We start from the raw sequence: 24,428 nt of genomic DNA on the forward strand, positions 1-24,428 counted from the left end.
AATCAGACACCGTCGTTTTGTGGATGCTGACGATCCTTGCCAGAGTAAAGCAGGTTCAGAGCATGGATGTAGGCCTTGGCCGACGCCACGACGATATCGGTATCAGCACCACTGCCGTTGACAATACGACCGCCTTTTTCAAGACGTACCGTAACTTCACCCTGGGAATCGGTGCCCTTGGTAATGTTATTCACTGAATACAGCAGCAGATTGGCACCTGAGCCAGCCACTTGATCAATGGCTTTTAATGCCGCATCAACCGGGCCAGAGCCTTCACTGGTCACCTTGTGCTCAACACCATCCTGGCTGACTACCAGCGATGCCAGCGGCATTTCTCCAGTGGCCGAACGGCATTCCAGTGCCACCAGCTTGTACACATCCGGAGCGGCATCTGCAGCGACTTCGCTGACCAGGGCCTGCAAGTCTTCATCAAAAATTTCGTGCTTTTTATCCGCCAGTTCCTTGAAGCGGGCAAACGCTTCGTTGAGGGCGACGTCAGAATCAAAACTCATTCCCAGCTCTTCCAGACGACTGCGGAAAGCCGCACGACCCGAGTGTTTGCCCATCACCATTTTATTAGCACCCCAACCAACGTCTTCGGCCTTCATGATTTCGTAGGTTTCGCGGTGCTTGAGTACCCCATCCTGGTGAATACCGGATTCATGGGCAAAGGCGTTGGCTCCGACGATGGCCTTGTTCGGCTGCACCGGGAAGCCGGTAATGGACGACACCAGACGGGAGGTCGGCACAATCTGGGTGGTATCAATAGCAGTTGAAATATTAAACAGGTCATGACGGGTGCGGGTCGCCATCACGATCTCTTCCAGCGCAGCGTTACCGGCCCGCTCACCCAGACCATTAATGGTGCATTCTACCTGGCGAGCGCCATTGGCAACGGCGGCAAGGGAGTTGGCCACCGCCAGCCCGAGGTCATTATGACAATGCACGGAGAAGATTGCCTTGTCAGCGTTGGGGATACGCTGCAGCAAGGTCTTGATGGTGTGGCCAAATTCTTCCGGAATGGCATAGCCTACCGTGTCTGGAATATTGATCGTACGCGCACCGGCATTGATCGCGGCTTCGATAATACGGCAGAGGAAATCGATTTCGGAACGCCCAGCGTCTTCACAGGAAAACTCCACATCGGCAACGAGGTTGCGGGCTTTTTTCACCGCATACACCGCTTGTTCTAACACCTGATCAGGTTGCATACGCAACTTGTACTGCATATGAATGGGCGAGGTCGCAATAAACGTATGAATGCGGGCACGTTCGGCTTTTGCCAGAGATGCTGCTGCACGCTCAATATCGTTATCTATCGCCCGTGCCAAGCTGCAAACGGTGCTTTCACGCACCGCCTGGGCAACCGCCTCAATGGCGGAGAAATCTCCCGGGCTTGCCGCAGCAAAACCCGCCTCAATGACATCCACTCGCATCTTTTCCAGCGCCTTGCCGATACGAACCTTTTCTTCTTTGGTCATGGACGCGCCAGGGCTCTGCTCACCGTCGCGCATAGTGGTATCAAAAATGACCAGACGATCTGGCTGACTCATGGAAATCTCCCAAATAGGTACAACGTAACGGGGCATTATACGACGCTATCGCATCTGCCGCACAGCCAAACCCTCAATACAGGATGATCCCGGTTACATAACAGAGCTTGAACAACCTGCAATAATACTGTTTATTTGTACAGTATTTTTCAGTTTTCGCTGCGTACCGATTCAGTACGCCAGGAGTCATCATGAATCTGTCCGGCTCATCCCTGATCAACAGCGGTAACACCCCGCTGGAACAGGTGCTCGATCAGAGTCAGATCTGGCAAGACCAACGCTTGCCAGATCACCAACAAGCGCTTCTGTCCAGTGGCTTTACCAGCCTTGATACGCAACTGCCCGGCGGTGGCTGGCAAGCCGGGCAAGTATGTGAGGTGTATCACCAGGGACTTGAGGCCGGTGAATTAAGCCTGATATTACCGGCACTGGCCAGCTTGAGTCAGCAGCCCAAATGGATTCTCTGGGTCGCTCCCCCTGCCATTCCTTACGCCCCGACCCTGACATTGGCTGGTGTCAGGTTAAAACACATTCTGGTGGTGCATCCAAAGTCTTACCAAGAAGCTATCTGGTGTCTGGAAGAAGGTCTCCGCAGTGGCCATTGCAGTGCAGTACTGGGATGGCTCCACGAATCGCATGAAAGACATGTCCAACGGCTGCAACTTGCTGCCAGCGACACCAACAGCCACTGCTGGCTGTGGCCACACACTGGCTTTGACCCCGGCAACTCTCCGGCCACCTTGCGGTTAGGGATCAAACGGCTACAAGCGGATGTATTCCAGGTCGAGCTATTCAAACGTCGTGGTTGCTGGCCGAGCCAACCGTTCGAGGTTGCACTGGCTTCCGCCCGGAAGTAGTACGTGCAACGCGAATATCCGAATGAATGGGGCTGAACAGAGTACCTGTTGCGTTGTCGACAAAAACGACAGGCACAACAACATTTTTTGCCTTGAGTCAGATCAACTTCTATCGCCCTTTTCCATCAGCAATCACTGGTGTTTGCTAACCAACTGATTTACCGCAATAAAATCTGCCGATTTCAAACCGCTGCGGATAATTCCCTGCTGGCATAAAGTTGGCAACAGTCCTTTGCAGTTAATGTCGGTTTGGCGTTAGCAAAGCGTCAGCGCCGCTAAGGTGAAAACCTTGTCGCTGCGATACCTACCACCTGCACTGGAGTCCTATCATGGCCGAATTTTATGTCAAAAAGCCCGTTGGCGAGGGCGTCATCGCCGCTGTTCACCTGTCGACTTGCAGCCAGTTGCCAGAACCCGAGAGTCTGATGTATCTGGGTTCCTACGCTTCCGCAGAAGTCGCTTACAAACTCGCGAATGGCTATTTCCCCGAAGTCGGCTTTTGTCCAGACTGCCTGCAAAAAGCGGGCTGAGCATTGGATTTCAAGGCAACCGGGCCAGTTTCTAACGGTTGCCTGCCACCCAAATTCAAAACAGACAGCACCAAGATCGTTGGCTGATATCTGCATAACCCCGCCATGGCGTTTGATCATTTGCGCCACAGCTCAAATCCACAATCGCCAGCCACAATTCAAAGCCACAATTCAAAGCCGCCGGTCGTTCCGGTAGGGCTTTTATCTCCTTGTACAAAAGGTTCAAACAGGGTTTTAGTGCCAAAGCCCGGATCACCATCACCACCTGGATGCTCGGCCAATACCAGCCAGACCGATGCGATTGCCATCACAGGATCCTGCGGGTGTCGCGTTCGGCATAGTAGCCGTTCAGTACACCAACGACGGCTGCCTGATTTATGACTTCAAAATTGCAACCTCCTTTGGTACATCAGCGAAGCGGACAATCGTTCCGACAGCGTGCTGGTGATCGAAAATAGGTTCGGATTCAGCCCGGAACTGGCTATAAGTAATATCGCCACAGCGTTGTTGAGGCAGGATCTCGACGCCCGGAATGCCAACAGGACACAAGCCGTCGCAAAGTTGATCGATACGGAAGAATTGATTATCGATGTGCGAAATAACGGTGATGGCTACGACACAGCCAGCCAGACCATTGGGTACTTTTTCAATAGCGAACGGGGTTCTTTACCATAAACAGGCGCGATTGGGGAACAACCGTACCGCACCGGTAGCCATCACCCTGACACCTGCGACGGCCACTATCTCAAATCGGTTGCGTGCCGCGCTAACCAACCAACACTGCCGAGAGATTGACTCTGGCGCTGCCTGAAGTACCCAACGTGCAATGTATTGTTGGTTGGTAAGCTGACCCAGGAGCATGGCAGACCTTGTCGCAAGCAACTGTCCTCCGATATCGAGTTTGACACCATTAATGAGTATTATGTCAGTAGTGCTGCCGTATGGTTTGAAGATAAGCGATTCCGGTTTATATCAACGTACCGTTCTCGACCAGGGAACAGCGTAAAAACACGGACGACACCAGACTGGACATAGCCTGGGCACCACTGACCCAATCACTGTCATCACCCGGTTGCAGAGGAAGTTTATGAAAACCGTACTGCTCGCTGGAGGAACCGGGTACCTGGGTGGCCATATCTGGCAGTTACTGCTGCAACAGGGTTATCGGGTCCGTGCACTGGTGCGCAACCCAGACAAAGTAGACCCGTTACTGGCTCGCCTCAGTGACGTACGAACCGTCGAAGTGACTCACCCAGCCAGCCTGAGAGATTGCTGCGAAGGGGTGGATCTCGTCATTTCAACACTGGGAATCAACCGGCAACAGGATGGCCTGCGTTATCGCGAAGTAGACTACCAGGCCAACTTGAACTTGCTGCAAGAAGCCCAACGATCAGGCGTCGACTGTTTTGTTTACGTTTCGCTACTCAATGGTGAGTACTTACGTCATCTGGCCATATGCGACGCCAAGGAAGCCTTTGTCGACCAGCTCAGGCTATCCGGTCTTAACTATCGAGTCATACGACCGAACGGTTTTTTTCCCGAGCTGAACGAGATGCTGGCCATGGCTCAGCGAGGACGAATCTGGCTGCTGGGGAATGGTCAGCAACGCTACAATCCGATTCATGGCGAAGACCTGGCGCGTATGTGTGTCAACGCCCCCTTCCAGCCACTGCTGGAGCTTCCCATCGGAGGCCCGGAAACGCTCACTCATCAAGAAATTGCCCGACTCGCTTTTGTGGCCGCAGGGAACTCGAAACCACGTATCACCCATATTCCGGTGACTGCTGCCCGAGTCGTCAGCTGGCTGCTGAAACACACCACACCGGAATCACGACACGGTCCCATGCTGTTTTTTCTGACCGTTATGTCGATGGATATGGTGGCGCAGGAATACGGCTACCGCCGTATCGAACGGTACTTTGAGCAGTGCATCGAACAGCGGGTTGAGTAACCGAAGAGTGACGGGATCATACCCCTCTACCGCAACACATGATGTTCCGGTGTCATTAAATCCGGCACAGGCAATCCCAACGCTTGTGCCAGCGAGCGGTCATTCACCCGGCACAGGGCATCCAGTGGCAAATGATTGGAGGCGCTGCCAAACGGCTCTTCCAGCTGTTGCGCCAGGGCATCCAGACCAAAAAAAGTGTAAGCAACAATGACCAGAAATACCGGTGTCATCCAACCCATACTGCCGACCAGCCCGAAGGGCAATAAATAACAATACAGATACGCCGTGCGATGAGTCAGCAAGGAATAGGCGAAGGGCAAAGGGGTCGATGACAGCCGCTCACAACCGGCCTGTACTGCCGCCAGGCCCGACACATGGTCATCCAGAATACGAATCCCCTGAGTATCCAGCTCGTTGGCGGCATACGCCTGACGCAACTGTTCTGCCATGTTCTGACACACACCGTCAGCGACATTACCGCTGCCGATCACCTGTTCCAGTTCAGCAACGGGCAAACACGCCAGCACCCAGGCAGGTAATTGTTGCTGCAAGACATCCATAGACAGAGGCTGCTGACGTAATTGCAGCCGCAAGGCGTGATAAAACACCGAGCACCAGGCCAATAATGTTAAACGACGGGATGCGGGCAACAGAATATGTGCCGAGCGCGCTAACGAACGCACGTTAGAAATCATCTGGCCCCATTGCTGACGACCTTCCCACCAGCGGTCATAACAGGCGTTATTACGAAAACCGAGAAACAGCGATAACGCAATGCCCAGTAAGGTAAAAGGAGCGACTGAATACTGCGCCAGATTGGCCCAGTGATCGGTATGAATCACCACCACCCCGGCAGCAAACAACAGCAACGCCAGCAGGTGCAACGCAATATCGGGCAAAATAGAACCACGCCAAACAAATAACAGCGCCAGCGTATGCGGGCGTTCACGAACAATCATCAGGTTACTCCGGCAACCGCTACAAACAAGTCAGTAAAAATACATTCGTTCCAGGTTACTGGCCCGGACCCTGACCCTGCAGGGTTGCCAATACACGGCGGCTACCACCACTGTCACGGTGTTCGCCGAGGTAAATTCCTTGCCAGATACCCATATTCAGCTCACCGCCAGTGATCGGAATCATCACACTATGGCCCAATAAACTGGCCTTGAGATGGGCAGGCAAATCATCGCTACGGATGATGTGTCCATAAAGCCTCCCCTTACCCCCATACAGTTCATGGCCATTATCGGAATAGGGGACATGTCCATACCCTTGGAAGTATACATTTTGTGTTGGAACTCCCGAACCCCTGACTCTTTCAAAACATCATCAACCTTAGCTAGTCGTCCCTGCAACACCTTCGACGCCAGCATTCAACAGCCTTTCACGCCTGTTACGGCCAGACTTTCTACCCGTAAAATCATATTACGATATCAAAATCTGGTAGATCGCCATGACTCCCAAGGACAAACAGCACGATAAACAGAAAGATTTCCTGCGCCCGGAGCTGCTTGACCTGATCGACCCCAGGCATGAACTTGTTCAGCTCAGTCAACGTATCGGCTGGGCTGAACTGGAGCGTCACTGCCAGAGTTTTTACTGCTCAAACAACAGACGCCCTGGATCATCGTCCCGATTAATGATTGGCCTGACTCCTCAAACACATCTACGCGCTATCGGATGAACACTGCATCGCCCGCTGGGTAGAAAACCCCTACTGGCAGCACTTCGCGGCGAGCAGTATTTCCAACATCGACCGCCGATTGATTCCACCACGTTCGGGCGTTTCCGCCGACGTCTCGGCGAGGACGGGTTAAAGACACTGATGAAAATGACGGTTCGCCTAGGGTTGGAACTGAATATCATCGACGAAGCCAGCTGTCAGACCTTGGTCGCGGACACGACCGTGATGGAAAAAGCCATTGCCTATCCGACCGACAGCCGACTCTTCAAACGTGTACAGGAACAGCGGGGGATGTTAGCCAAAGCCCAAGGCATTTCGTTACGTCAGAGCTACGAAAAAGAACTGACTCATCTCAAACACAAAGCGGCGGGCTACGCCCATGCCCGACAGTTCAAGCGTTTGAAGAAGGCTCTCAAGAAAATGGCGACGCTGGTTGGGCGACTGACGCGAGACATCCTGCGCAAGCTGCCAGTCACCGAGCAAAGCCGGCTTATTCTTGAAAAAGCCGTGCAAGCCTCTCAACTCATCAAGCAAACACAGCAAGACTGGGAAGGCCCGAAACGGTACAGCCTGCATGAACCAGACGTTCAGTGCATCGCCAAAGGCAAGAGTCGACACGCTATGAATTTGGTCAAAAAGTGGCCGTGCTGATAGTCACTTCATCACCGCCTGCTACTGTGTCCCTGACAACCCCTACGACGGCCATCCCCTGTACTGGAATCTGATTCAAAGCTGGCTAAACACCGGGATTAAACCGCAAGAGATCCTGGTCGACCGAGGGTACCGGGGAGCGCAACACGACAGCAGTATAGCCGCCGTCGATGTCTGCATCAGCCATCAAAAGAAAGGACGAGGCAAAGCGCACCCGGAACAGTCAAGGCGCAATGGCATAGAACCGATCATCGGTCACATGAAGTCAGACGGACTCATGAAAAGAAACTGGCTGAAAGGGGTTGTTGGAGATTGCATCCACGCTCTGCTGTGCGGAGTTGGTCAGAACCTGAGAAGAATTCTGAGGCACCTGAGGTCTCTTTTTGCGCTCATATTCTGGGTGTTATCAGGGGTAATAGATGGGGCGTACGAGTCTGAATTCGAATGGGAACAGGCTAGGGAATGGGCCGCTTGACGAAATGCCCACTTTTGCAGGGACGAGTGCGTATGGAGAAAGAGATTTTAAAAAAGCTTCCGCTTTCTTTGCGAAAGAAATGAAGTGAAATATCGCTTCGTCGATACTTACCGCCAGAGCTACCCGGTACGACTGCTCTGTTGGGTAGCGCGCGATGGATTGCATAAAGCGGTCGTTAGATAGATTCAGTCAGGGTGATTCTGGATTGTACCACTATCTGTACAGGAAACAGAGCGAACTCACTGCGAAGGTTTTCAGGCATTGGAGCTGTGAGCCATGCCTATCGGCTTACCAGCCTGTATCGCAAGTGAACTCAATTTCATTAAGAGGAATATAACGTAAATCCTGTTTGCTATAACAGCCAATACTGTTACTGCTATGGCTTAAACACTCGTTTTTGTGGCAATCACCGTAAACGATTTGCTGGAATCGTGGCAGCTGGTCATAAGTTATGACAATAGACTTCTTTGGTATCCAGAGCTCTACGTTAAAGCCTGCGACGGTACATTCTCCGGTCAGGTTATCGGATCTCTCAGGATAGCGTCGCGACAGGTTACATTGGCTCAGATCGATCAGACCATCAAAGGATTGGAACGGGTAGTCGTAAGGAATAACACCATGCGGCCGTAATCTGAGATAGCCTTCTGAAATGCTGATTTCCACACTGTCCCAAGGCTCCAGATAAGCATCCTCGGTATCAAAACTCATATCCCAAAGGCCGCACCAGTGAGCCCAGAACAGGATAGGGAAAGTAACCATCCAGTCCATGCGCGTTGGCAGACGAGCTATGGCCAGTATGCCTAGTATTGCAATGGGAACGATGATCAGGCTGACTGTATGGAGCTGATAAAAATAGAGCAGCAGTACTGCTGTTTGAGCACCAAAAACCGTCGCCATTAAGCCAGCCAAAGGCCAGGACCATTGTTTCCAGTGCGCCAGATACCAGAGTGGAAACACGGACAGATTCAGCCACATGTCAATTGGCGTTTCTGCAAATGACAGGTATCGACCCGCACGGAAAAACATAGCAACGTAAGGCGCGATAAACAGCGCAGAGATGATGGCCAGCAACAGCCGTACGAACCAGAAAAAAATCTTTTTTGGTTTCAGGCGTCTTACGTAGTTTGGGTCGTTTTGCGTTCCTTGCATTTAAGTTTGTCTATTCGATAAACGCGAGAGGTTAGCAGATACAGGCCGTCGATATGAATAAATTCTACTCTTCATTTGATTGTTCTCAGAAGCATCTCGCGTTTAACTTAATTCACTATACCTTGATTCTTTTATAACGATTATGACAGCAATGCCATTAACTTAAGCCCTGCTACTGCTTATACGCACTCGCCGGAGGCTGTCTCTTTCGAGCCATGCGGAACGTGTCAACGTCATTTGAGCCAGTTTTTTAAACATTACATTGCTTTTGTGATCGCCCGTGGCAACGTTGGGAAGTTAACGCCTTTTTCGATTGTCGCCTGATCAGCATCCTCTGGCACCGGATTGATGCAGACTTCGGCCGGTGGCAGCGGCACGTTTGAACGGCCTTTACTGAAGCGCTCAGGGTGCTGAGCGTACATCTCGTCCAGTGCCGCTTGCCGGAGGTGAGCGATTTCAAGGTATTCCCCGCTAAACACCTGATGGGGCGTAAAACCGGCCAGGCTGCTGTGGTGGTGATCATGGTTGTACCAGCGGACATAGTCCTCATTCCAATGTACCGCATGGTCGTAGCTGTCGAAGCGGCCCGGGTAGTCCGGCTGATATTTCAGGGTCTTGAACTGTGCTTCACTCATCGCGTTGTCGTTGCTCACTCGGGGGCGGCTATGACTGGCCGTCATCGTCAACTCACCCAGCAAATCCAGATAGCAGTGGGCGGTCATGGGAGTGCCACGATCATGATGCCGCGTGAACGTACCGGGTTCCAGGTTTCGGCAGCTGCATGGCATTGGCCATTACATTGTCTATTTTTATCGCTCTGAGTGGAAACTGGTGATTGAGCTGGATGGTGATTCGCATTTTTCAGAACAGGCCCTGCAACCCCACCCCGGCCCTCCCCTTGATAAGGGGAAGCCGGGAGAAGGTCAGTTCTGGATCAGGCCTGAAATTCCTGCATTTCACCACTTTCAAGGTCGGTGTAATTCAATCGTGCGGTATTGAACTGCAAATCCACAAACGCCCGACAGTAGTGCTCACCATGGCGCCAGGCCATATCCACACTGGCGTCATTGGAGAAATTCAGCTCGAAGTGACCATCAAAGGCCGGATGTGAATTGCGGAAGCGCATCAGTTTCAGCAACCGTTGCACCACCGGTTTTTGCACTGCCTCACCCACTTCATCCATGCTGTAGTAATGCCGATTGATGTCACGTAACTCGCCCGTCTGCTCCATCAATTCGTGATCGTTTTCACCGGCCAGCAAGCCAACGTAATACACCTGCGGAATACCTGGGGTGAAAAACTGCACGGCGCGAGCGGCAATGTAGGCATCGTCGTTCTGCATCAAAGCATCGTAAAAAGTACAGGTGAGCTGGTAAATCGCCCCGACACTGTGAATATTGGCTGCCGACCGGCGCAAAATCGGATCGGCCGAGCGGTCGTTGATATTGTCGATCAGGATGCGGATTTTTTCATCCGGCAAGACCCCTTCGACATCTGGAATACAGATACCATCGTGGGTATCCAGCACGGTGACCATGTTACGCGGACACATGCGTAACCAGTGTTTGAGGTATTCACTGTTGCCATCTAACAGCGAATAGAGCAGCAACGGCGGCAAGGCGAAGCCATACGGGTGCATATTACGTCGGCCAATGGCGTACTGGTAGCTGGAGTGGTCATGCACTTCGGGCAGGATTTCTGCTCCCAGGCTCTGCGCCACTTCATTACACCAGTCAAGAGTCTGGTACACATCCGGCTCCACCAGGAAGCAACTGGTACCAATACGCTTGGTGGTGTAACCAAAGGCATCCAGGCGAAACAGTTTGACGCCCTTGTCGGTCAGAAAGCGGAAGGTGTTGGCAATATAATCAAAGGTCTGCTCAGAATCGTAATTCAGGTCGATCTGGTGTTCAGTAAAGGTGCACCACACCCGCCCCGTACTGCCGTCAGCAAATACCACGTCCCGAAACGGCTCTTTCTCTTTACGAATGTGGATTTTCATCAGGTCGTCGTGACTGATTTCCCCCATTTCATCGACATCCACAAACAACGAAGCGTATGGCGATGCCTTGCCGTTGGCGAGGTAATCAATAAATTCTACCGATTCATCAGAGATATGATTCACCGTGACATCGGCACACACATCGTATTCCGCCGCAATTGCTTCGATGTCGCCCCAGTCGCCATAAACAGGGTCAACTTCCTTGTGGGTCAGAGGCGAGAAACCGGCGTCGGCGTTGGACGGGTAAAACGGCAAAATATGAACGCCACCAATGGCGTCGGTGAAGTGAGTATTAAGAACGGTATGCAAATCTTTCAGGCTGTTCCCGAGTCGGTCGGGGTAACAGATCATCTGGACGGCATTTCGAAGAGCCATAAGGACCTCTTGGCGGTTGCTGTCCGATCAAAGGCTGACGGTTGAGTTGAGCACATGCAAGCCAAAACCAGTCTCAACTCCCCAATCTGGCCAATTCACGAGACAGGAAAATTCACCTGAGTTGGCAACAGCAGACCGGGAAAATTCCCTGACAGCAGCCCAGACCGTACAATGTCCGGCTTAATAACCGTCGGAATATCCAGATGAAAGTTGATCTCGCCAAAAAGCTGCATCAGAAAAAATACCGTACCGAGACCGGCTGTTATCTGGTGGAAGGCGAGCACCTGCTGCTGGAGCTGGAAAAATCTGCCATTCAGCAAGCCGAGCTGTTTGTCACCGCAGCCCATGAGCACTGGCCAACCCGGTTCCGCAAAACGCTGATTGGTGAGCGTCAGATGACGCAACTGTCGGATACCCACTCCCCGCAGGGGCTGGTCGCGGTCGTGCCAATGCAGGAAACCCTGGCGCGGGCACAACAAGTCAGTCAGGAAGCCAGTCAGGAAGCCAGTCAGGTGACAGCTCGTGTCGAACGGGTGTTATACCTGTATCAGGTGCAAGACCCCGGTAACCTCGGCACCATCTTGCGAACGCTGGCCTGGTTTGGCGGCTGGCGTTTACTGCTCAGCCCCGACAGTGTTGATCCGTTTAATCCCAAGGTAGTGCGCAGCAGCATGGGAGCGACCTTTCATGTGCCGGTGGAGCTGGATATAACACTCGATCAGTTACAGGCCCGTTACCCCAGAATCGCCACTCTGGATATGGACGGCGAGCCGCTGTCGTCTCACCGCTTCGCTGAATTTGATGCCTACCTGTTTGGCAATGAAGCACGTGGCGTACCGCACGCCTTGCTTGAATCACTGAGAGTGACGGCGTTTACTATTCACGGCAGCGGCCAGATTGAGTCGCTGAATCTGGCCGCTGCCGTGAACATGAGCCTGTACGAGTTACACCGTGGTTGATAACCACTCTCCCTCTTTGGCCAACAGCCGGAGTGACACCCACTCAGACGAGAAATAAAGATGAAAGCCGTATTTCTGGATGCCGACACGCTGAACGATGTCGATCTGACGCCGATTCGGGATTGTGTGAGTGAGTTGACCGTTTACGGCACCACCTTGCCAGCCGAACTCCACCAGCATATTGGGGATGCCGAGCTGATTATCACCAATAAGGTCAGAATTCCGGCGGAGGTGATGGCGGGTAGAAAAGGCATTCTGATTGTTGCCACCGGGCTCAATAACGTCGACCTCGAAGCCGCTCGGCAGCTGCAGCTGCCAGTGCTGAATGTCCAGAATTACGGCACCGCTTCAGTCGCCCAACACACCTTGATGCTGATGCTGGCATTAGCCGCCCGGCTACCCTTGTATCAACAGGATTTGTCCGCTGGTGCCTGGCAACAGAGTCCGTTCTTTTGTTTGTTGAACCATCCAACGCTGGAGTTAACCAACAAACGCCTGATTCTGGTCGGAGAAGGTACACTTGGCCGTGCGGTGGCACGTCTGGCTGAAGCCTTCGGTCTGCAGGTAGAGTTTGCGGCACGTCCAGGCCAGGCAAAGGATCCCCGCCCGACCCTTAACAGCCTGCTGCCAACGGCAGATCTACTGAGTTTTCACTGCCCTCTCACCGAGCACACCCGACACCTGCTGAATGCCGACAATCTGGCACGGATCAAACCCGGCTGTCTGGTGGTGAACTGTGCCAGGGGCAGCATCATTGATGAAGAGGCTGCCCTGAACGCCTTGCAACAAGGGCAGCTGGGCGGACTGGCGGTGGATGTCTTGCCAACCGAGCCACCCGTCGCGGGTCATCCGCTGCTGCAAGCGCTCAATACCGGGCTGAATCTGATGGTAACGCCTCATAACGCCTGGATCAGTCCGCCAGCCCGCCAGAATATCGTTCAGCTGACCGCCGCCAATATCCGCCAGCTCAGCGCGGCTGACCAAAGCCGGTGAGTTTGATGTACATCAGCGCCGTGGAGATCACATCCCCCAGGGCGGTATGACGCTCGACGATGGGCACTTGCAGGTCTCTGGCCAACCCTTCGAACGTCAGATCCAGGTGCACTTCGTGAATATGGTGGCGGCGCTTGCTCTTGACGTAGATTTCCGACACTTCAATAAAACGATTGGGCAGCTTGAAGTTGTACAGTTCACGAATATAGCGATTCAGAATGGCGCGGTCGTATTCGATATAAAACCCGCAGATTGGCCGATTGCCGATAAAATCCAGTAACTTTTCAATCGCTTCCGCCAGCGCAACCCCTTCCATGCGGTCTTCACGACGCAAGTAGTGCACCCGCACCGCTTTCGGGTCGGTCACGGCGTCCGAGCGAATGGTCAGATCCAGTGCTTCGGTCAAACGGATCTGATTACCGCGCACCCGTACCGCCGCGACACTCAGTAATTCGCCTTTTTTTTTGTCGAACACACTGGTTTCGCAATCCAGCACCACCACCTCATCACCATCATATGGATCGGCAAGATGAGACCAACGGCCTTCCGGCAGCATCCGCCGTGGCAGACGCTCTTCTATCCAGCGACGTAGCATCAGAAGTTCTCCAGATGAAAGTGCTGCACCAGTTGCTGCTTGAATTTTTTCACCCGATGCAAGGCATGGCGCAACATGTTGCGATCGACGCTGCGTAGCTGGTTGATATCCAATTGCTGGCTGAGGCCACGATTGGGGGTTTCACTCTCCAGCTGCTGCCGTAACCGCACCCGTAAAAAGAACACCAGCGCATCACGCAAGCCCTGCGCGGTCTCGCTATCCAGAACGCCTTTTTCCGTCAATATAGCCAGCCGTTCGAGGCTGTTGCATTCGTCTATCGCATGTTCGAATGCCAACGCCCGCACGCCGTGAACCAATGGGAAAATCGCCCCTTTCTTGATGTCGATCTTGCCATGATCCTCACGAATGTTACCCAAAAAGGTCAGCGGGGTTTCAAACTGCAACGCCGATTTGGCAAAGCGCGCTGACACGATACTGGAACGCAGGGTCTCCAGTTGCCAGCTGGCCTTGATCGGCCAGAACAATTCCGGATTGCCACACACCGGTTCACCATCCATAAAAATGGCCATATTCATCATTGCATCCGACTTGCCGGAATGCAGCCAGCGATCCACTCGCTCTTGCCAGCCTTCAACGGTATGAATCCAGCTGTCGTTAATAAACATCACCCCACCCGGACAGGGCGGGTAACCAAAATCCAGCAATGCCTGATGTAATTGTTGCAGCAGGGGTAATACCGCTTCGCGGTCGTGTTCGTTATCCAGAATAATGGCGTTGTCCTGATCGGTTTTGAGGATCTGCTCGCCGCGCCCCTCACTACCCAAGACCAGAATACAAACCGACTGGCGCAAACGTTGCGGAAAGACCAGTTCGAACGCCTTGAATATCAGCCGCCGGTTGAGCGTGGTCACCAGCTCCATCAGTGCGGTGATTTTCACACCTTGGCCATTCAGGGTTTCGATCAGGGTTTCCACCCGTTTCGCCGCTACGACCAGTTCTTTCAGCGACTTGGCCTGATCGATTCGCATGGCGATGATGTGCGAGTGGGTAGAAAAGGTACTGAGCATATCCATCAGCTCCAGCAAGCCGACGATCTGGCCTTCCTTGCGCACCACTACCCGTTCGATTTTATGCTGGGTCATTTTGAGCAGGGCGCTGAACAAAAACTCGCCATACTCAACGCCGATCAGGTTGAACTGGGCGATGTCGGCGGCGCGAGTCTGTTTGGTCTTGTCGCCAATCAGGGTCGCCTTGATCAGATCCGTGCCGGTCAGAATGCCGATGTCCTGGCCGTTACGAACCAGCAGGGCATCGTGTTTTTTCTCGAACATCAACGCCGCAACGCGTGCCAGACTGGTTTGGGCCGAGACATACACCGGCGGACGAATCACATCGTCATCCACCCGCGACAGAATAAATTCCGACACGCTGGAGTCCTGGCGCTCCACCATCGACTGCTGGGTGCCGAGGTCGGTATTAAAATAGATGGAAAAATCGCCCGACTGCTCCAGCAACTGGATAAAATCGTCAGCCCGCAACAAGTAGCACAGCGTTTCTTCCACCGCCGCGAAGGTATGTTTGCAACTCTTTTCCAGTACCGCACGGACGTCAAACAAGTCTTCCTTGCCGTATTGGGAGAATACCTGACCACTTTCAGGGTCACGCTCTTCCACCACTCCTTTGTAAATAATGTAGATACCGGGAGCCTGATCACCCTGTTGCAGAATCGGTGCGCCAGCATTAAAAAACACCAGATCAAGACGGCTGGTCAGCCAATCGAGTTGATCAGCATCAAGAAAAGAAAATGGCGGCTGGTTGAGGTTGATCTGAATGGTCATACAGGCCTCCAACGGCGGTTGAGCCGCTCGTTATTGTTGTTCTGTTTGCTGCTATTGGCATAGTGGCGGATTGTCCGTGATCAAACCATGTGACTAAAGCAGACACCCCGGCCACAGCTGACGGATTCCTGCATACCGACACTGTGCTACCTTAGTATTACCATCACGGGCGGGCTAACCGACCTGTGCGGCTCACATGGTATGCTCGCCCGTTCGCCATGCGGCGCTGCTACTCACGCCAACCACTTCTAACAATAAGGGTGCTTATGATCCCGGTATGGCAACTGGTGACTATTTCTGTTCTGTATATAGCCACGCTATTCTGGATTGCCTGGTACGGTGACCGGCGCTCCCATGAAGGCCGTCCGATTCATAACACCGGACTGGTCTACAGCTTGTCTCTGGCAGTGTACTGTACCTCATGGACGTTTTATGGTGCTGTAGGTCAGGCTGCATCCAGTGGCTGGAGCTTTTTGTCGATCTACATCGGCCCCATGCTGTTTTTGCTCTTTTATTGGCGTTTACTGGCCAAAATCACCCGCATCGCCAAAGAAAAGCGCATCACCTCCATTGCTGACTTTATTGCTACTCGCTATGGCCGTGACCATACCCTGGCGGTACTGGTTACCCTGGTCGCCATTCTCTGCGTCGTACCTTATATAGCGCTGCAACTCAAAGCCATTTCGACCACCTTTGAGCTGCTAACGCTGCCACTCGGGCGTAATGTCATGGGGGTGCACCATTTCTGGGAAGACACAGCGTTTTACATCAGCCTGGCGATGGCCTCGTTTGTGATTATCTTTGGTACCCGTGATATCGATGCCAGTGAACAGCACCCCGGCATGATCCTGGCTATCGCCTTTGAGTCGGTGATCAAGCTGGTCGCCTTTGTTGCCGTCGGCATCTGGGTCATGACCTTTCTTTATGACTACCCGTCGGAACTGCTGGAGCTGACCACCCAGGTGTTGCCCGATCACCCATTGCTGAATAACAACATCATCAGTCTGTCGTTTCTGCTGCAAACCTTACTGGCAGGGTTTGCCGTACTGGGCTTGCCACGGCAGTTTCAGGTATCGGTTATTGAAAACGAATCGTCCCAGCATATTCGTACGGCGCGCATTCTGTTCCCGCTTTATCTGTTTCTGATGATGCTGTTTGTGGTGCCGATCGCCCTGACAGGGCACCTGTTTATGCAAGACATCGGTTTTGCCCCGGATACCTATGTCCTCAGCCTGCCCGTTGCCCTCGGCCAGGAAAGCCTGGCCGTTATGGCCTTTATTGGCGGTGGCAGTGCCGCCACTGGCATGATCATTGTCGCGACCATTGCCGTCAGTACCATGGTCTCCAACGAACTGATCCTGCCGGCCTTTTTCCGCCAGCAAGACAACGAGGATCTACAACATTCCAGCAAGGTAAGGACACTGGTGCTGACCGTGCGGCGGCTGGTGATTCTGGTGATGATTCTGGGCTCTTATCTGTTTTATCGGCTGGTCGGCGAGTTCGACTCACTAGCGGCGATCGGGATGCTGTCGTTTGCCGCCGCAGCGCAGTTTGCACCGCCGCTGATCGGCGGTCTGCTGTGGCAGGGAGGCAATCGACAGGGCGCAATTGCCGGTTTGATCGCCGGGACCAGTGTCTGGTTTTATGGCCTGATGTGGCCATTTATCACCCAGAATTTACCCGGCATGGGGAGTAACAATCTGGTGCATATGGCCAGTGACCTGAACCTTGATGACTTCAGTACCGGTGTCATGCTCAGCTTGCTGGCCAACCTGTTTTTCTATGTGCTGTTCTCGGTCGTCACCAATGCATCGGTGCGTGAGCGAATGCTCGCCGGTGATTTCACCAGCGCCCATGCCATGAATCAGAATGATCGACTGACTCCCGCCTTTGACTGCAAGGTAGATGACGTGCGGGTGGTACTGGAACGTATTCTCGGCTTCCGCAAAACCGATGATTTTTTCAACGACTATCAATCTCGCCACGGCATCCAGTACGACAATGCCATCGCTACCAGCACCCTGATTCAGGAAGCCGAAAAACTGCTGGCTTCGGTCGTTGGTTCTTCATCAGCACGGGTGATTTTCTCAACCCTGCTGGGTGGCGAGCGCATCCAGATTCGCGATCTGACATTCCTTGCCAGCGAAGCCAGTCAGGCCTTTTCAATGAGCAGGGAACAACTGCAGGCGGCACTGGAAAACCTGCAACAAGGCGTCAGTGTGGTGGACCGTGATCTGAAACTGGTGGCCTGGAACCGGCGTTACCTGGAAATATTCAATTACCCGTCCAGTTTTATCCATACCGGCAAACCTATTCAGGAAGTCATTGCGTTTAATGCCGGGCGTGGTTTCTGCGGTACTGGAGACATCGCCGAGCAGGTAAACCGCCGTATGGTTTTCCTCAGTTCCGGGTCAGCCCACCAGTTTGAACGGCTGTTACCGAATGGTGTGGTGATTTATATGCAGGGGCATCCGATGCCCGACGGCGGATTTGTTACCAGCTTCACCGATATTACCGTGCACCGCCGGGCCGAACAGGCGTTAAAGGAAGCGAATGTCTCACTGGAGCGCCGGGTAGAAAAAAGTTCTCAGAAACTGGACGATTTAACTTCCCAGTTAATTGAAGCAAACAACTCCAAAACCCGCTTTCTGGCGGCCACCAGTCACGACTTGATGCAGCCACTCAACGCCGCCAAGCTGTTTGCCTCAACACTCAGCCAGAAGCACCTCAATGAAGAACAACAGGGCCTGCTGAACCACCTCGAAGGTGCCTTACAATCGTCAGAAGATGTGTTATCGGTACTGGTCGAAATTGCCAAGCTGGATGCTGGTGCCATGGAACCGGTGTTGCACCCGGTGCAACTGAGTACCGTGCTGAAACCCCTGCGTGATGAATTTACCGCGCTGGCAGCCGACAAGGGCCTGCAACTGAGGGTACGCCCCTGTGAGGATATCTGGGTCACCAGTGACGCTCACTGGCTGCGCCGCATTTTACAGAACCTGCTCAGTAACGCGGTGCGCTATACCCACCATGGCAGCGTATTATTGGGCTATCGACGCCGCCACAACCGCATTGTAGTACAGGTATGGGATACCGGTCAGGGTATACCGGCCAACAAGCTGCAGGAAATTTTTGGTGAATTCAAACGGCTGAACGAAGGCAAACAGGATATCAAAGGCCTCGGGCTCGGTCTGGCGATTGTCGACCGGATGACCAAACGCATGGATCACCAGGTCAGCGTACGATCCATCCCAGGCAAAGGCACCTGCTTCAGCCTGACCCTACCCCTCGCCCAGGCCGATGTTACCCGTCAGGACAATCACGACCAGACCGTTATCGCTACCGCCAGTTTCGAGGGCATTCCCACCTTTTGTATCGACAACGATGATGAGGTGCTCGCGGGCATGCAGGCATTGCTGGGCAGTTGGCATTGTGATGTGTACGCCTGCAAGGATCTGGAAATGACCCGACAGATTCCCTTCAAGCCCGCCATTATGCTGGCGGACTATCAGTTGGACAACGATGAAACCGGCCTGCAGGCCATGTCGTACCTGCGCGAGCGGTTTGGCGACCAGGCGATTCCAGGCATTCTGATTTCAGCCGACCCGCGCCAGTCAGTAGCCGAAGAAGCCAAGGCGCTGGGGTATTACTTTTTGCGTAAACCGATACGCCCGGCAGCCTTGAGGGCCTTGATCCGACGATTGGTTTAACCTGTTCCGCCCTGTTCTGTTGAACCACAACATCGGCCTCTATCACCGCGTATCACGTGCCGAACAGGCTAACGATCAACTCCCGGATTGTGCGTTCGCCATCTGGGTATCTGGCTTTTCAATATCCAGACTTTGCACCGCAATCACCGCCTGGGTTCGGGTACGCACACCCAGCTTGCGAAAAATAGCGGTGACGTGGGCCTTGATGGTAGCTTCGCTGACGTCAAGATCGTAGGCTATCTGCTTGTTCAACATCCCTTCCGCCATCATGGTCAGAACACGAAATTGCTGTGGCGTCAGACTGGCGAGGCGCGCAGCGATGTCCAATGCATTCTGGTTAGGGTGATGCTGATGACGACGCGCAATATCGGGTAAATACAACTCTCCTTCCAGTACCTTGCGAATCGCGATGGCGATGTCTTCTAACGGCGAGGATTTGGCAATGTATCCCGACGCCTGGTGATCCAGCGCCTGACACATAATGGCCGGGTCTTCACAGGCCGATACCACAATTACGGGAATTTCCGGGTAGTGGGAGCGTAAATATACCAGCCCGGAATAACCGTGAGCACCGGGCATTTGCAGATCGAGCAAGATCAGATCGGCATCGGAATGTTGTTCAACGACGCGTTGTAATTCCGGCAGCGAGTCCGCCTGGGGGATATCGGCATCAGGTACCAACTGTTTCACGGCCTGATGCATCGCGGTACGAAATAACGGGTGATCGTCTGCAATAATTATTTTTTGGGCAAGCTGCATGGGGTCCTCCTGAGCGAACAGCGTATCGCTGCTCGGTGATGCCTCCGGTCGGTCAGGCCGGATCATCTTAAACGGGCTGGGAAGCCGACAAAAAACAACGCCGACTGCAGAACCAACTGCAATCGGCGTGTTTGAGTCTGATCGATCAGCGTCTGTGAATCAACGTCTGTTAATCAGCGATTTTTACGATTCTCAATCAGGCTGTCGACCACGGTAGGATCCGCCAGCGTTGAGACATCACCCAATGCATCGTGCTCGTTGGCGGCAATCTTGCGCAAAATACGACGCATGATCTTGCCGGAACGGGTTTTTGGCAGTCCAGGGGTAATCTGGATCAGATCCGGCGTTGCCACCGGACCAATCTCGGTACGAACCCACTTGCGCAGCTCCTGCACCAGCTCATCACTGCCTTCTTCACCCGAGTTCAGAGTGACGTAAACATAGATACCCTGACCCTTGATATCGTGCGGGTAACCGACCACGGCTGCTTCAGCCACTTTCGGGTGAGCAACCAGGGCACTTTCCACTTCTGCGGTACCCATGCGGTGGCCGGAAACGTTGATGACATCATCAACACGGCCAGTGATCCAGTAATAACCATCTTCGTCACGACGGGCACCGTCACCGGTGAAGTACATGCCACGGAAGGTGGAGAAGTAGGTTTGGACAAAACGGTCGTGGTCACCAAAAACGGAACGGGACTGGCCCGGCCAGCTGTCAACCATGACCAGATTGCCTTCTGTTGCACCGTCCAGAATCATACCGGAGTTATCAACAATCGCTGGCTGAACACCAAAGAACGGCCGTGTCGCCGAACCGGGTTTCAGCGCTGTTGCACCTGGCAGTGGCGTAATCATGATGCCGCCAGTCTCGGTCTGCCACCAGGTATCAACGATCGGGCAGTTGTCTTCACCGATGGTCTTGTTGTACCAGTCCCAGGCTTCCGGGTTGATTGGTTCACCCACAGAACCCAGCAACCGCAACGAGCTGCGAGAAGTCCCGTCCACCGCTGCCGTACCTTCAGCCATCAGTGAGCGAATCGCTGTGGGCGCGGTGTAGAGGATATTCACCTGATGCTTGTCGACAATCTGGCACCAGCGGTTGATGGACGGATAGTTAGGCACACCTTCGGAAATCAGCGTGATACCGCCATTCAGCAGCGGGCCGTAAATCAGGTAGGTATGGCCGGTAATCCAGCCGACATCCGCCGTGCACCAGTACACATCACCGTCGTGGTAATCGAACACATACTGGTGGGTAATGGAAGCCCACACCATATAACCGCCGGTTGTATGCACCACACCCTTGGGCTTGCCGGTAGAACCGGAGGTATACAGGATAAACAGCGGATCTTCAGAGTCCATCGCTTCCGCAGGACAGTTGGGCGACGCCAACGCAACCAGATCGTGGTACCAGACGTCACGATGAGGATGCCACGCCACATCGGCACCGGTACGCTTGACGACAATGACTTTTTCCAGTGACTTGATCGCCGGGTTGGTCAGCGCCTCATCCACATTGGCCTTCAGGGCAACGGTGCGACCGGCACGAACCCCTTCGTCAGAAGTAATGACCAGCTTGGTATTGGAATCTTCAATACGTCCGGCCAGGGCTTCCGGAGAGAAGCCACCAAATACCACCGAGTGAATGGCACCAATACGGGTACACGCCAGCATGGCAACGGCAGCTTCAGGAATCATCGGCATGTAAATACACACCACATCGCCACGACGAATGCCCTGGCCACGCAGTGCGTTGGCAAAGCGCGAGACTTCTTCGTGCAGCTCTTTATAGGTAATGTTTTTGCTCTCATCCGGGTTATCCCCTTCCCAGATGATGGCAGTCTGGTCACCACGAGTTTCCAGATGACGGTCAAGACAGTTGTAGGCCATGTTGGTGGCACCGTCTTCAAACCAGCGAATATCGACGTTGTGATCGTCGAAGGACACATTGCGAACCTTGGTAAATGGACGCATCCAGTCGATACGTTCCATTGCTTGCTCACGCCAGAACCCTTCAGGGTTAATGACGGACTGCTGGTACATCTGCAGGTACTTGTCGTTATCAATCCAGGCTGAATCAGCAAACTCCGGCTTTACCGGATAAACCTTCTGGTCGCTCATGGCGTACTCCCCTCTTTTATTTTATGTTATCGCGCATTCCGTGTGTCCGGGGCAGCGATACAAACTGCTGACCCCATATTGGTCATTGGCGGGTGGGCAAAAAATTAGACAATGGTCTACTTATGGCGATTTGAATTTTTACCACGCCAGGATTGGTCATTCCGTGCCACTGTAACGGCCTGTATTTCCCCCGTTATTGCCAGACAACCCGTCTGTTTCAGTGTCTCACTGCCTGCCAGTCAGTGCTACTGCAGAGAATAAACTCGCCTCTATCATCCGTCGCTTCCAATCACACCCAAGCCCCTGCGGGGTGCGGATTTGTACCAGTCGACCGTTAAAAGAACAGGTAGCCAATAACCGTTGGAATAGCATGGTCATGAGCATAACACTGTTAAAAACGTAAGTTACATCAGCCATTTAGCCGATTTACTCAGCTATAGGTAGTTATACTAGTGCCTCTTTACCGGTACGACTTTTGGCTAATTTTATACCCGTAGAGGACTAACCCATAGTGGCCGCGCAGAACAATGATAATTACAAAAGGAGAGCGAGCACATGCGCAAAACCTCACTGATCCTGTTGGCCTCGGCAACCCTGCCGATGGCTGTACAGGCTGCAAACACAGAATTCAGTTACGGCGGCTACATCAAAATGGACGCTATGATATCCAACTACTCTGAAGGTGAAATTGCCTCGACCAGCAGTGGCCGTGACTTTTACGTTCCTTCAGCCACGCCAACCGGTAACACGGGCAACGACAGCAGCGCCTTCGATATGGGCGCTCAAACATCACGAATCAACTTCAAGACCGTCACCACCCTCAATTCTGGCGAAAAAGTGACTACCTTTGTTGAGATGGACTTCCTGACCGGGTCTGGCAACGAAGTGGTATCCAACTCCAATTCTCCACGTCTGCGCCATGCCTTCTTCAAGCATGGGAATTACACTTTCGGCCAGACCTGGTCGACCTTTATGAATACCGGTGCACTGTTGGAAACCGTCGATTTCCTCGGCGTCAGTGACGGCACCGTGTTCAACCGTCAGGCGCAAATCCGCTACACCAATGGTGGCTTGCAACTGGCACTGGAAAACCCGGCAACCACGGTCAACGGTGTTGGTAATACCGATGATTCTGCGCTGCCAGACATGATCGCACGCTACAACTTCAAGGCCGGCAATGCCGACCTGTCCGTTGCCGGTATCGCCCGTAACCTGGCTTATAAAGACGAAGCAAACAACATTGATGAATCCATCATGCGCTTCGGTATGAACGTTTCCGGTAAGCTGATGGTGGGTAAAGATGACCTGAAATTCAGCATCACCAAGGGTCATGTCGCCCGCTACGTTGGTCTAGCCATGTCCAGCGATGCGACGCTGACCAACAAGGGTGATCTGGTAGGCAATAACGTCACTGCGGCCTTTATTGGCTTCCGCCACCACTGGAACGACAGTGTTCGCAGCACCATTGGCTACAGTATGATCAATGCTGACAACCATGCTGATGCTGGCACCGCCGTTAATAAATCCTCCAAAAGCATGCGCGCCAACGTTATGTGGAGTCCGGCAGAGAAGATGACTTATGGTGTTGAGCTAAGCAAGGCAACATTGGAAAAAGAAAGCGGCGTTGATGGTGATATGACGCGGGCGCAGTTTACTGCCAAATACGCCTTCTGATTGATCCGTTCAAACAACAAACCCGACTTCATGTCGGGTTTTTTATTTCGACTCTCCAGCGGATAAATATCCCAACCGCCTTTCTCGTATAAACCGTTTGCTCTTATTCAGAGCACCGTCTTAAGAAGCGGCCCAACTCGGCTTCCCGTCTACACACCGGCACCTACTTGTGAAAAAAAGTCATCAACAAGTCAAATTATTGACAATTTTTATTTTGCAGGTCAAAAAATCCTAAAATCAGGATAACAACAGAATCAACTAAAAAATTTCTTTATATTCATTTTATCAATAATAAAAGCACCAAAACTTACAAAAAATTACAAAAAATTACAAAAAATTACAAAAAAAAATAAAAACCCATACTAACCGCTGGGGCAAAGTCAATTATTGAGAGATATATCACAAAATCATCAAAGTCAGCTGATTAAAGAAAGTACAGCAACAATCTAGAGAAAACACTCCAAATTATGCATTATTAAAACCCAATAAACTGCCAGATTGTAGGAATGCTTATTATATCAATAACTTAAAAGCCATGAGCCGCAAGCCATCCGATATAGTCAACAGATTGACTCCCATCAGTAAC

Annotated in this window: 19 protein-coding genes and 1 pseudogene; 9 read left to right on the forward strand and 11 right to left on the reverse strand. The window is 52.8% G+C overall.

Annotation, left to right across the window (positions count from 1 at the left end; genetic code table 11):
• Nucleotides 1–2 precede the first annotated feature (2 nt).
• A complete protein-coding gene (locus SOJ49_RS15795) occupies nt 3–1,553 on the reverse strand; it encodes a 2-isopropylmalate synthase (protein ID WP_369855451.1) in 1,551 nt (516 codons plus the stop codon).
• Between the two features lie 191 nt (nt 1,554–1,744).
• Between SOJ49_RS15795 and imuA the strand changes: the two genes are divergently transcribed.
• Nucleotides 1,745–2,410: a translesion DNA synthesis-associated protein ImuA gene (imuA, locus tag SOJ49_RS15800; protein WP_369855452.1), complete on the forward strand. Its 666-nt coding sequence runs from the start codon at nt 1,745–1,747 to the stop codon at nt 2,408–2,410.
• A 329-nt stretch (nt 2,411–2,739) separates the two neighbouring features.
• Nucleotides 2,740–2,940 (forward strand): hypothetical protein, encoded by a 201-nt coding sequence (locus tag SOJ49_RS15805; RefSeq protein WP_369855453.1) that lies wholly within the window; start codon nt 2,740–2,742, stop codon nt 2,938–2,940.
• Between the two features lie 158 nt (nt 2,941–3,098).
• Here SOJ49_RS15805 and SOJ49_RS15810 read toward each other — a convergent pair whose 3' ends face one another.
• Nucleotides 3,099–3,248, reverse strand: coding sequence for a hypothetical protein (locus SOJ49_RS15810; RefSeq protein ID WP_369855454.1), 150 nt, complete (start codon nt 3,246–3,248; stop codon nt 3,099–3,101).
• A 779-nt stretch (nt 3,249–4,027) separates the two neighbouring features.
• On the opposite strand from SOJ49_RS15810, the gene SOJ49_RS15815 reads away from it, so the two are divergent.
• The gene (locus tag SOJ49_RS15815) at nt 4,028–4,891 is read left to right on the forward strand and encodes an SDR family oxidoreductase (protein WP_369855455.1); all 864 of its coding nucleotides are present in this window, start codon (nt 4,028–4,030) and stop codon (nt 4,889–4,891) included.
• A 26-nt stretch (nt 4,892–4,917) separates the two neighbouring features.
• Here the strand turns inward: SOJ49_RS15815 and SOJ49_RS15820 are convergent, their stop codons facing one another.
• Both SOJ49_RS15820 and SOJ49_RS15825 read right to left on the reverse strand, forming a co-directional pair.
• On the reverse strand, nt 4,918–5,850 hold the full coding sequence (locus SOJ49_RS15820) for a bestrophin family protein (RefSeq protein WP_369855456.1): 933 nt from the start codon (nt 5,848–5,850) through the stop codon (nt 4,918–4,920).
• 55 nt (nt 5,851–5,905) lie between these two features.
• A pseudogene (locus SOJ49_RS15825) lies at nt 5,906–6,082 on the reverse strand (YjbQ family protein); the annotation flags it as partial.
• A gap of 637 nt (nt 6,083–6,719) precedes the next feature.
• Between SOJ49_RS15825 and SOJ49_RS15830 the strand changes: the two are divergent.
• On the forward strand, nt 6,720–7,229 hold the full coding sequence (locus SOJ49_RS15830; RefSeq protein WP_369855457.1) for a hypothetical protein: 510 nt from the start codon (nt 6,720–6,722) through the stop codon (nt 7,227–7,229).
• A 763-nt stretch (nt 7,230–7,992) separates the two neighbouring features.
• Here SOJ49_RS15830 and SOJ49_RS15835 read toward each other — a convergent pair.
• The gene (locus tag SOJ49_RS15835; protein WP_369855458.1) at nt 7,993–8,601 is read right to left on the reverse strand and encodes a hypothetical protein; all 609 of its coding nucleotides are present in this window, start codon (nt 8,599–8,601) and stop codon (nt 7,993–7,995) included.
• A 509-nt stretch (nt 8,602–9,110) separates the two neighbouring features.
• Complete coding sequence (locus SOJ49_RS15840; protein ID WP_369855459.1) at nt 9,111–9,575, reverse strand: integrase core domain-containing protein; 465 nt, start codon at nt 9,573–9,575, stop codon at nt 9,111–9,113.
• 25 nt (nt 9,576–9,600) lie between these two features.
• Here SOJ49_RS15840 and SOJ49_RS15845 point away from each other — a divergent pair, with 25 nt between their 5' ends.
• Nucleotides 9,601–9,852: a DUF559 domain-containing protein gene (locus SOJ49_RS15845; RefSeq protein WP_369855460.1), complete on the forward strand. Its 252-nt coding sequence runs from the start codon at nt 9,601–9,603 to the stop codon at nt 9,850–9,852.
• Here SOJ49_RS15845 and gtfA read toward each other — a convergent pair.
• Nucleotides 9,788–11,230, reverse strand: coding sequence for a sucrose phosphorylase (gene gtfA / locus SOJ49_RS15850; protein ID WP_369855461.1), 1,443 nt, complete (start codon nt 11,228–11,230; stop codon nt 9,788–9,790). The genes SOJ49_RS15845 and gtfA overlap by 65 nt on opposite strands.
• 203 nt (nt 11,231–11,433) lie before the next feature.
• Between gtfA and SOJ49_RS15855 the strand changes: the two genes are divergently transcribed.
• The gene (locus tag SOJ49_RS15855) at nt 11,434–12,189 is read left to right on the forward strand and encodes a TrmH family RNA methyltransferase (RefSeq protein ID WP_369855462.1); all 756 of its coding nucleotides are present in this window, start codon (nt 11,434–11,436) and stop codon (nt 12,187–12,189) included.
• A 60-nt stretch (nt 12,190–12,249) separates the two neighbouring features.
• On the forward strand, nt 12,250–13,182 hold the full coding sequence (locus tag SOJ49_RS15860) for an NAD(P)-dependent oxidoreductase (protein ID WP_369855463.1): 933 nt from the start codon (nt 12,250–12,252) through the stop codon (nt 13,180–13,182).
• Here the strand turns inward: SOJ49_RS15860 and SOJ49_RS15865 are convergent.
• Both SOJ49_RS15865 and SOJ49_RS15870 read right to left on the reverse strand, forming a co-directional pair.
• Nucleotides 13,157–13,777, reverse strand: a complete 621-nt coding sequence (locus tag SOJ49_RS15865) for a 3'-5' exonuclease (RefSeq protein ID WP_369855464.1) — start codon at nt 13,775–13,777, stop codon at nt 13,157–13,159. The genes SOJ49_RS15860 and SOJ49_RS15865 overlap by 26 nt on opposite strands.
• Nucleotides 13,777–15,576 (reverse strand): DUF294 nucleotidyltransferase-like domain-containing protein, encoded by a 1,800-nt coding sequence (locus SOJ49_RS15870; protein WP_369855465.1) that lies wholly within the window; start codon nt 15,574–15,576, stop codon nt 13,777–13,779. The genes SOJ49_RS15865 and SOJ49_RS15870 overlap by 1 nt, the downstream gene beginning before the upstream one ends.
• A gap of 266 nt (nt 15,577–15,842) precedes the next feature.
• Between SOJ49_RS15870 and SOJ49_RS15875 the strand changes: the two genes are divergently transcribed.
• Nucleotides 15,843–19,286 (forward strand): NahK/ErcS family hybrid sensor histidine kinase/response regulator, encoded by a 3,444-nt coding sequence (locus SOJ49_RS15875; RefSeq protein ID WP_369855466.1) that lies wholly within the window; start codon nt 15,843–15,845, stop codon nt 19,284–19,286.
• Between the two features lie 75 nt (nt 19,287–19,361).
• On the opposite strand, the gene SOJ49_RS15880 is transcribed toward SOJ49_RS15875, so the two are convergent.
• The gene (locus tag SOJ49_RS15880) at nt 19,362–20,045 is read right to left on the reverse strand and encodes a response regulator (protein ID WP_369855467.1); all 684 of its coding nucleotides are present in this window, start codon (nt 20,043–20,045) and stop codon (nt 19,362–19,364) included.
• Between the two features lie 173 nt (nt 20,046–20,218).
• Nucleotides 20,219–22,168, reverse strand: coding sequence for an acetate--CoA ligase (acs, locus tag SOJ49_RS15885; protein WP_369855468.1), 1,950 nt, complete (start codon nt 22,166–22,168; stop codon nt 20,219–20,221).
• A gap of 555 nt (nt 22,169–22,723) precedes the next feature.
• Between acs and SOJ49_RS15890 the strand changes: the two genes are divergently transcribed.
• Nucleotides 22,724–23,842: a DcaP family trimeric outer membrane transporter gene (locus tag SOJ49_RS15890; RefSeq protein WP_369855469.1), complete on the forward strand. Its 1,119-nt coding sequence runs from the start codon at nt 22,724–22,726 to the stop codon at nt 23,840–23,842.
• Nucleotides 23,843–24,428: the final 586 nt, after the last annotated feature.

This window comes from Candidatus Thalassolituus haligoni (assembly GCF_041222825.1).
GTDB lineage: Bacteria > Pseudomonadota > Gammaproteobacteria > Pseudomonadales > Oceanobacteraceae > Oceanobacter > Oceanobacter antarcticus.

Excerpts from the sequence above, each read along its gene's own strand:
- SOJ49_RS15795 (WP_369855451.1), bottom strand. The coding sequence starts at position 1,553 with ATGAGTCAGCCAGATCGTCTGGTCATTTTTGATACCACTATGCGCGAC.
- imuA (WP_369855452.1), top strand. The coding sequence starts at position 1,745 with ATGAATCTGTCCGGCTCATCCCTGATCAACAGCGGTAACACCCCGCTG.
- SOJ49_RS15805 (WP_369855453.1), top strand. The coding sequence starts at position 2,740 with ATGGCCGAATTTTATGTCAAAAAGCCCGTTGGCGAGGGCGTCATCGCC.
- SOJ49_RS15810 (WP_369855454.1), bottom strand. The coding sequence starts at position 3,248 with ATGGCAATCGCATCGGTCTGGCTGGTATTGGCCGAGCATCCAGGTGGT.
- SOJ49_RS15815 (WP_369855455.1), top strand. The coding sequence starts at position 4,028 with ATGAAAACCGTACTGCTCGCTGGAGGAACCGGGTACCTGGGTGGCCAT.
- SOJ49_RS15820 (WP_369855456.1), bottom strand. The coding sequence starts at position 5,850 with ATGATTGTTCGTGAACGCCCGCATACGCTGGCGCTGTTATTTGTTTGG.
- SOJ49_RS15830 (WP_369855457.1), top strand. The coding sequence starts at position 6,720 with ATGAAAATGACGGTTCGCCTAGGGTTGGAACTGAATATCATCGACGAA.
- SOJ49_RS15835 (WP_369855458.1), bottom strand. The coding sequence starts at position 8,601 with ATGGCGACGGTTTTTGGTGCTCAAACAGCAGTACTGCTGCTCTATTTT.
- SOJ49_RS15840 (WP_369855459.1), bottom strand. The coding sequence starts at position 9,575 with ATGACCGCCCACTGCTATCTGGATTTGCTGGGTGAGTTGACGATGACG.
- gtfA (WP_369855461.1), bottom strand. The coding sequence starts at position 11,230 with ATGGCTCTTCGAAATGCCGTCCAGATGATCTGTTACCCCGACCGACTC.
- SOJ49_RS15855 (WP_369855462.1), top strand. The coding sequence starts at position 11,434 with ATGAAAGTTGATCTCGCCAAAAAGCTGCATCAGAAAAAATACCGTACC.
- SOJ49_RS15860 (WP_369855463.1), top strand. The coding sequence starts at position 12,250 with ATGAAAGCCGTATTTCTGGATGCCGACACGCTGAACGATGTCGATCTG.
- SOJ49_RS15865 (WP_369855464.1), bottom strand. The coding sequence starts at position 13,777 with ATGCTACGTCGCTGGATAGAAGAGCGTCTGCCACGGCGGATGCTGCCG.
- SOJ49_RS15870 (WP_369855465.1), bottom strand. The coding sequence starts at position 15,576 with ATGACCATTCAGATCAACCTCAACCAGCCGCCATTTTCTTTTCTTGAT.
- SOJ49_RS15875 (WP_369855466.1), top strand. The coding sequence starts at position 15,843 with ATGATCCCGGTATGGCAACTGGTGACTATTTCTGTTCTGTATATAGCC.
- SOJ49_RS15880 (WP_369855467.1), bottom strand. The coding sequence starts at position 20,045 with ATGCAGCTTGCCCAAAAAATAATTATTGCAGACGATCACCCGTTATTT.
- acs (WP_369855468.1), bottom strand. The coding sequence starts at position 22,168 with ATGAGCGACCAGAAGGTTTATCCGGTAAAGCCGGAGTTTGCTGATTCA.
- SOJ49_RS15890 (WP_369855469.1), top strand. The coding sequence starts at position 22,724 with ATGCGCAAAACCTCACTGATCCTGTTGGCCTCGGCAACCCTGCCGATG.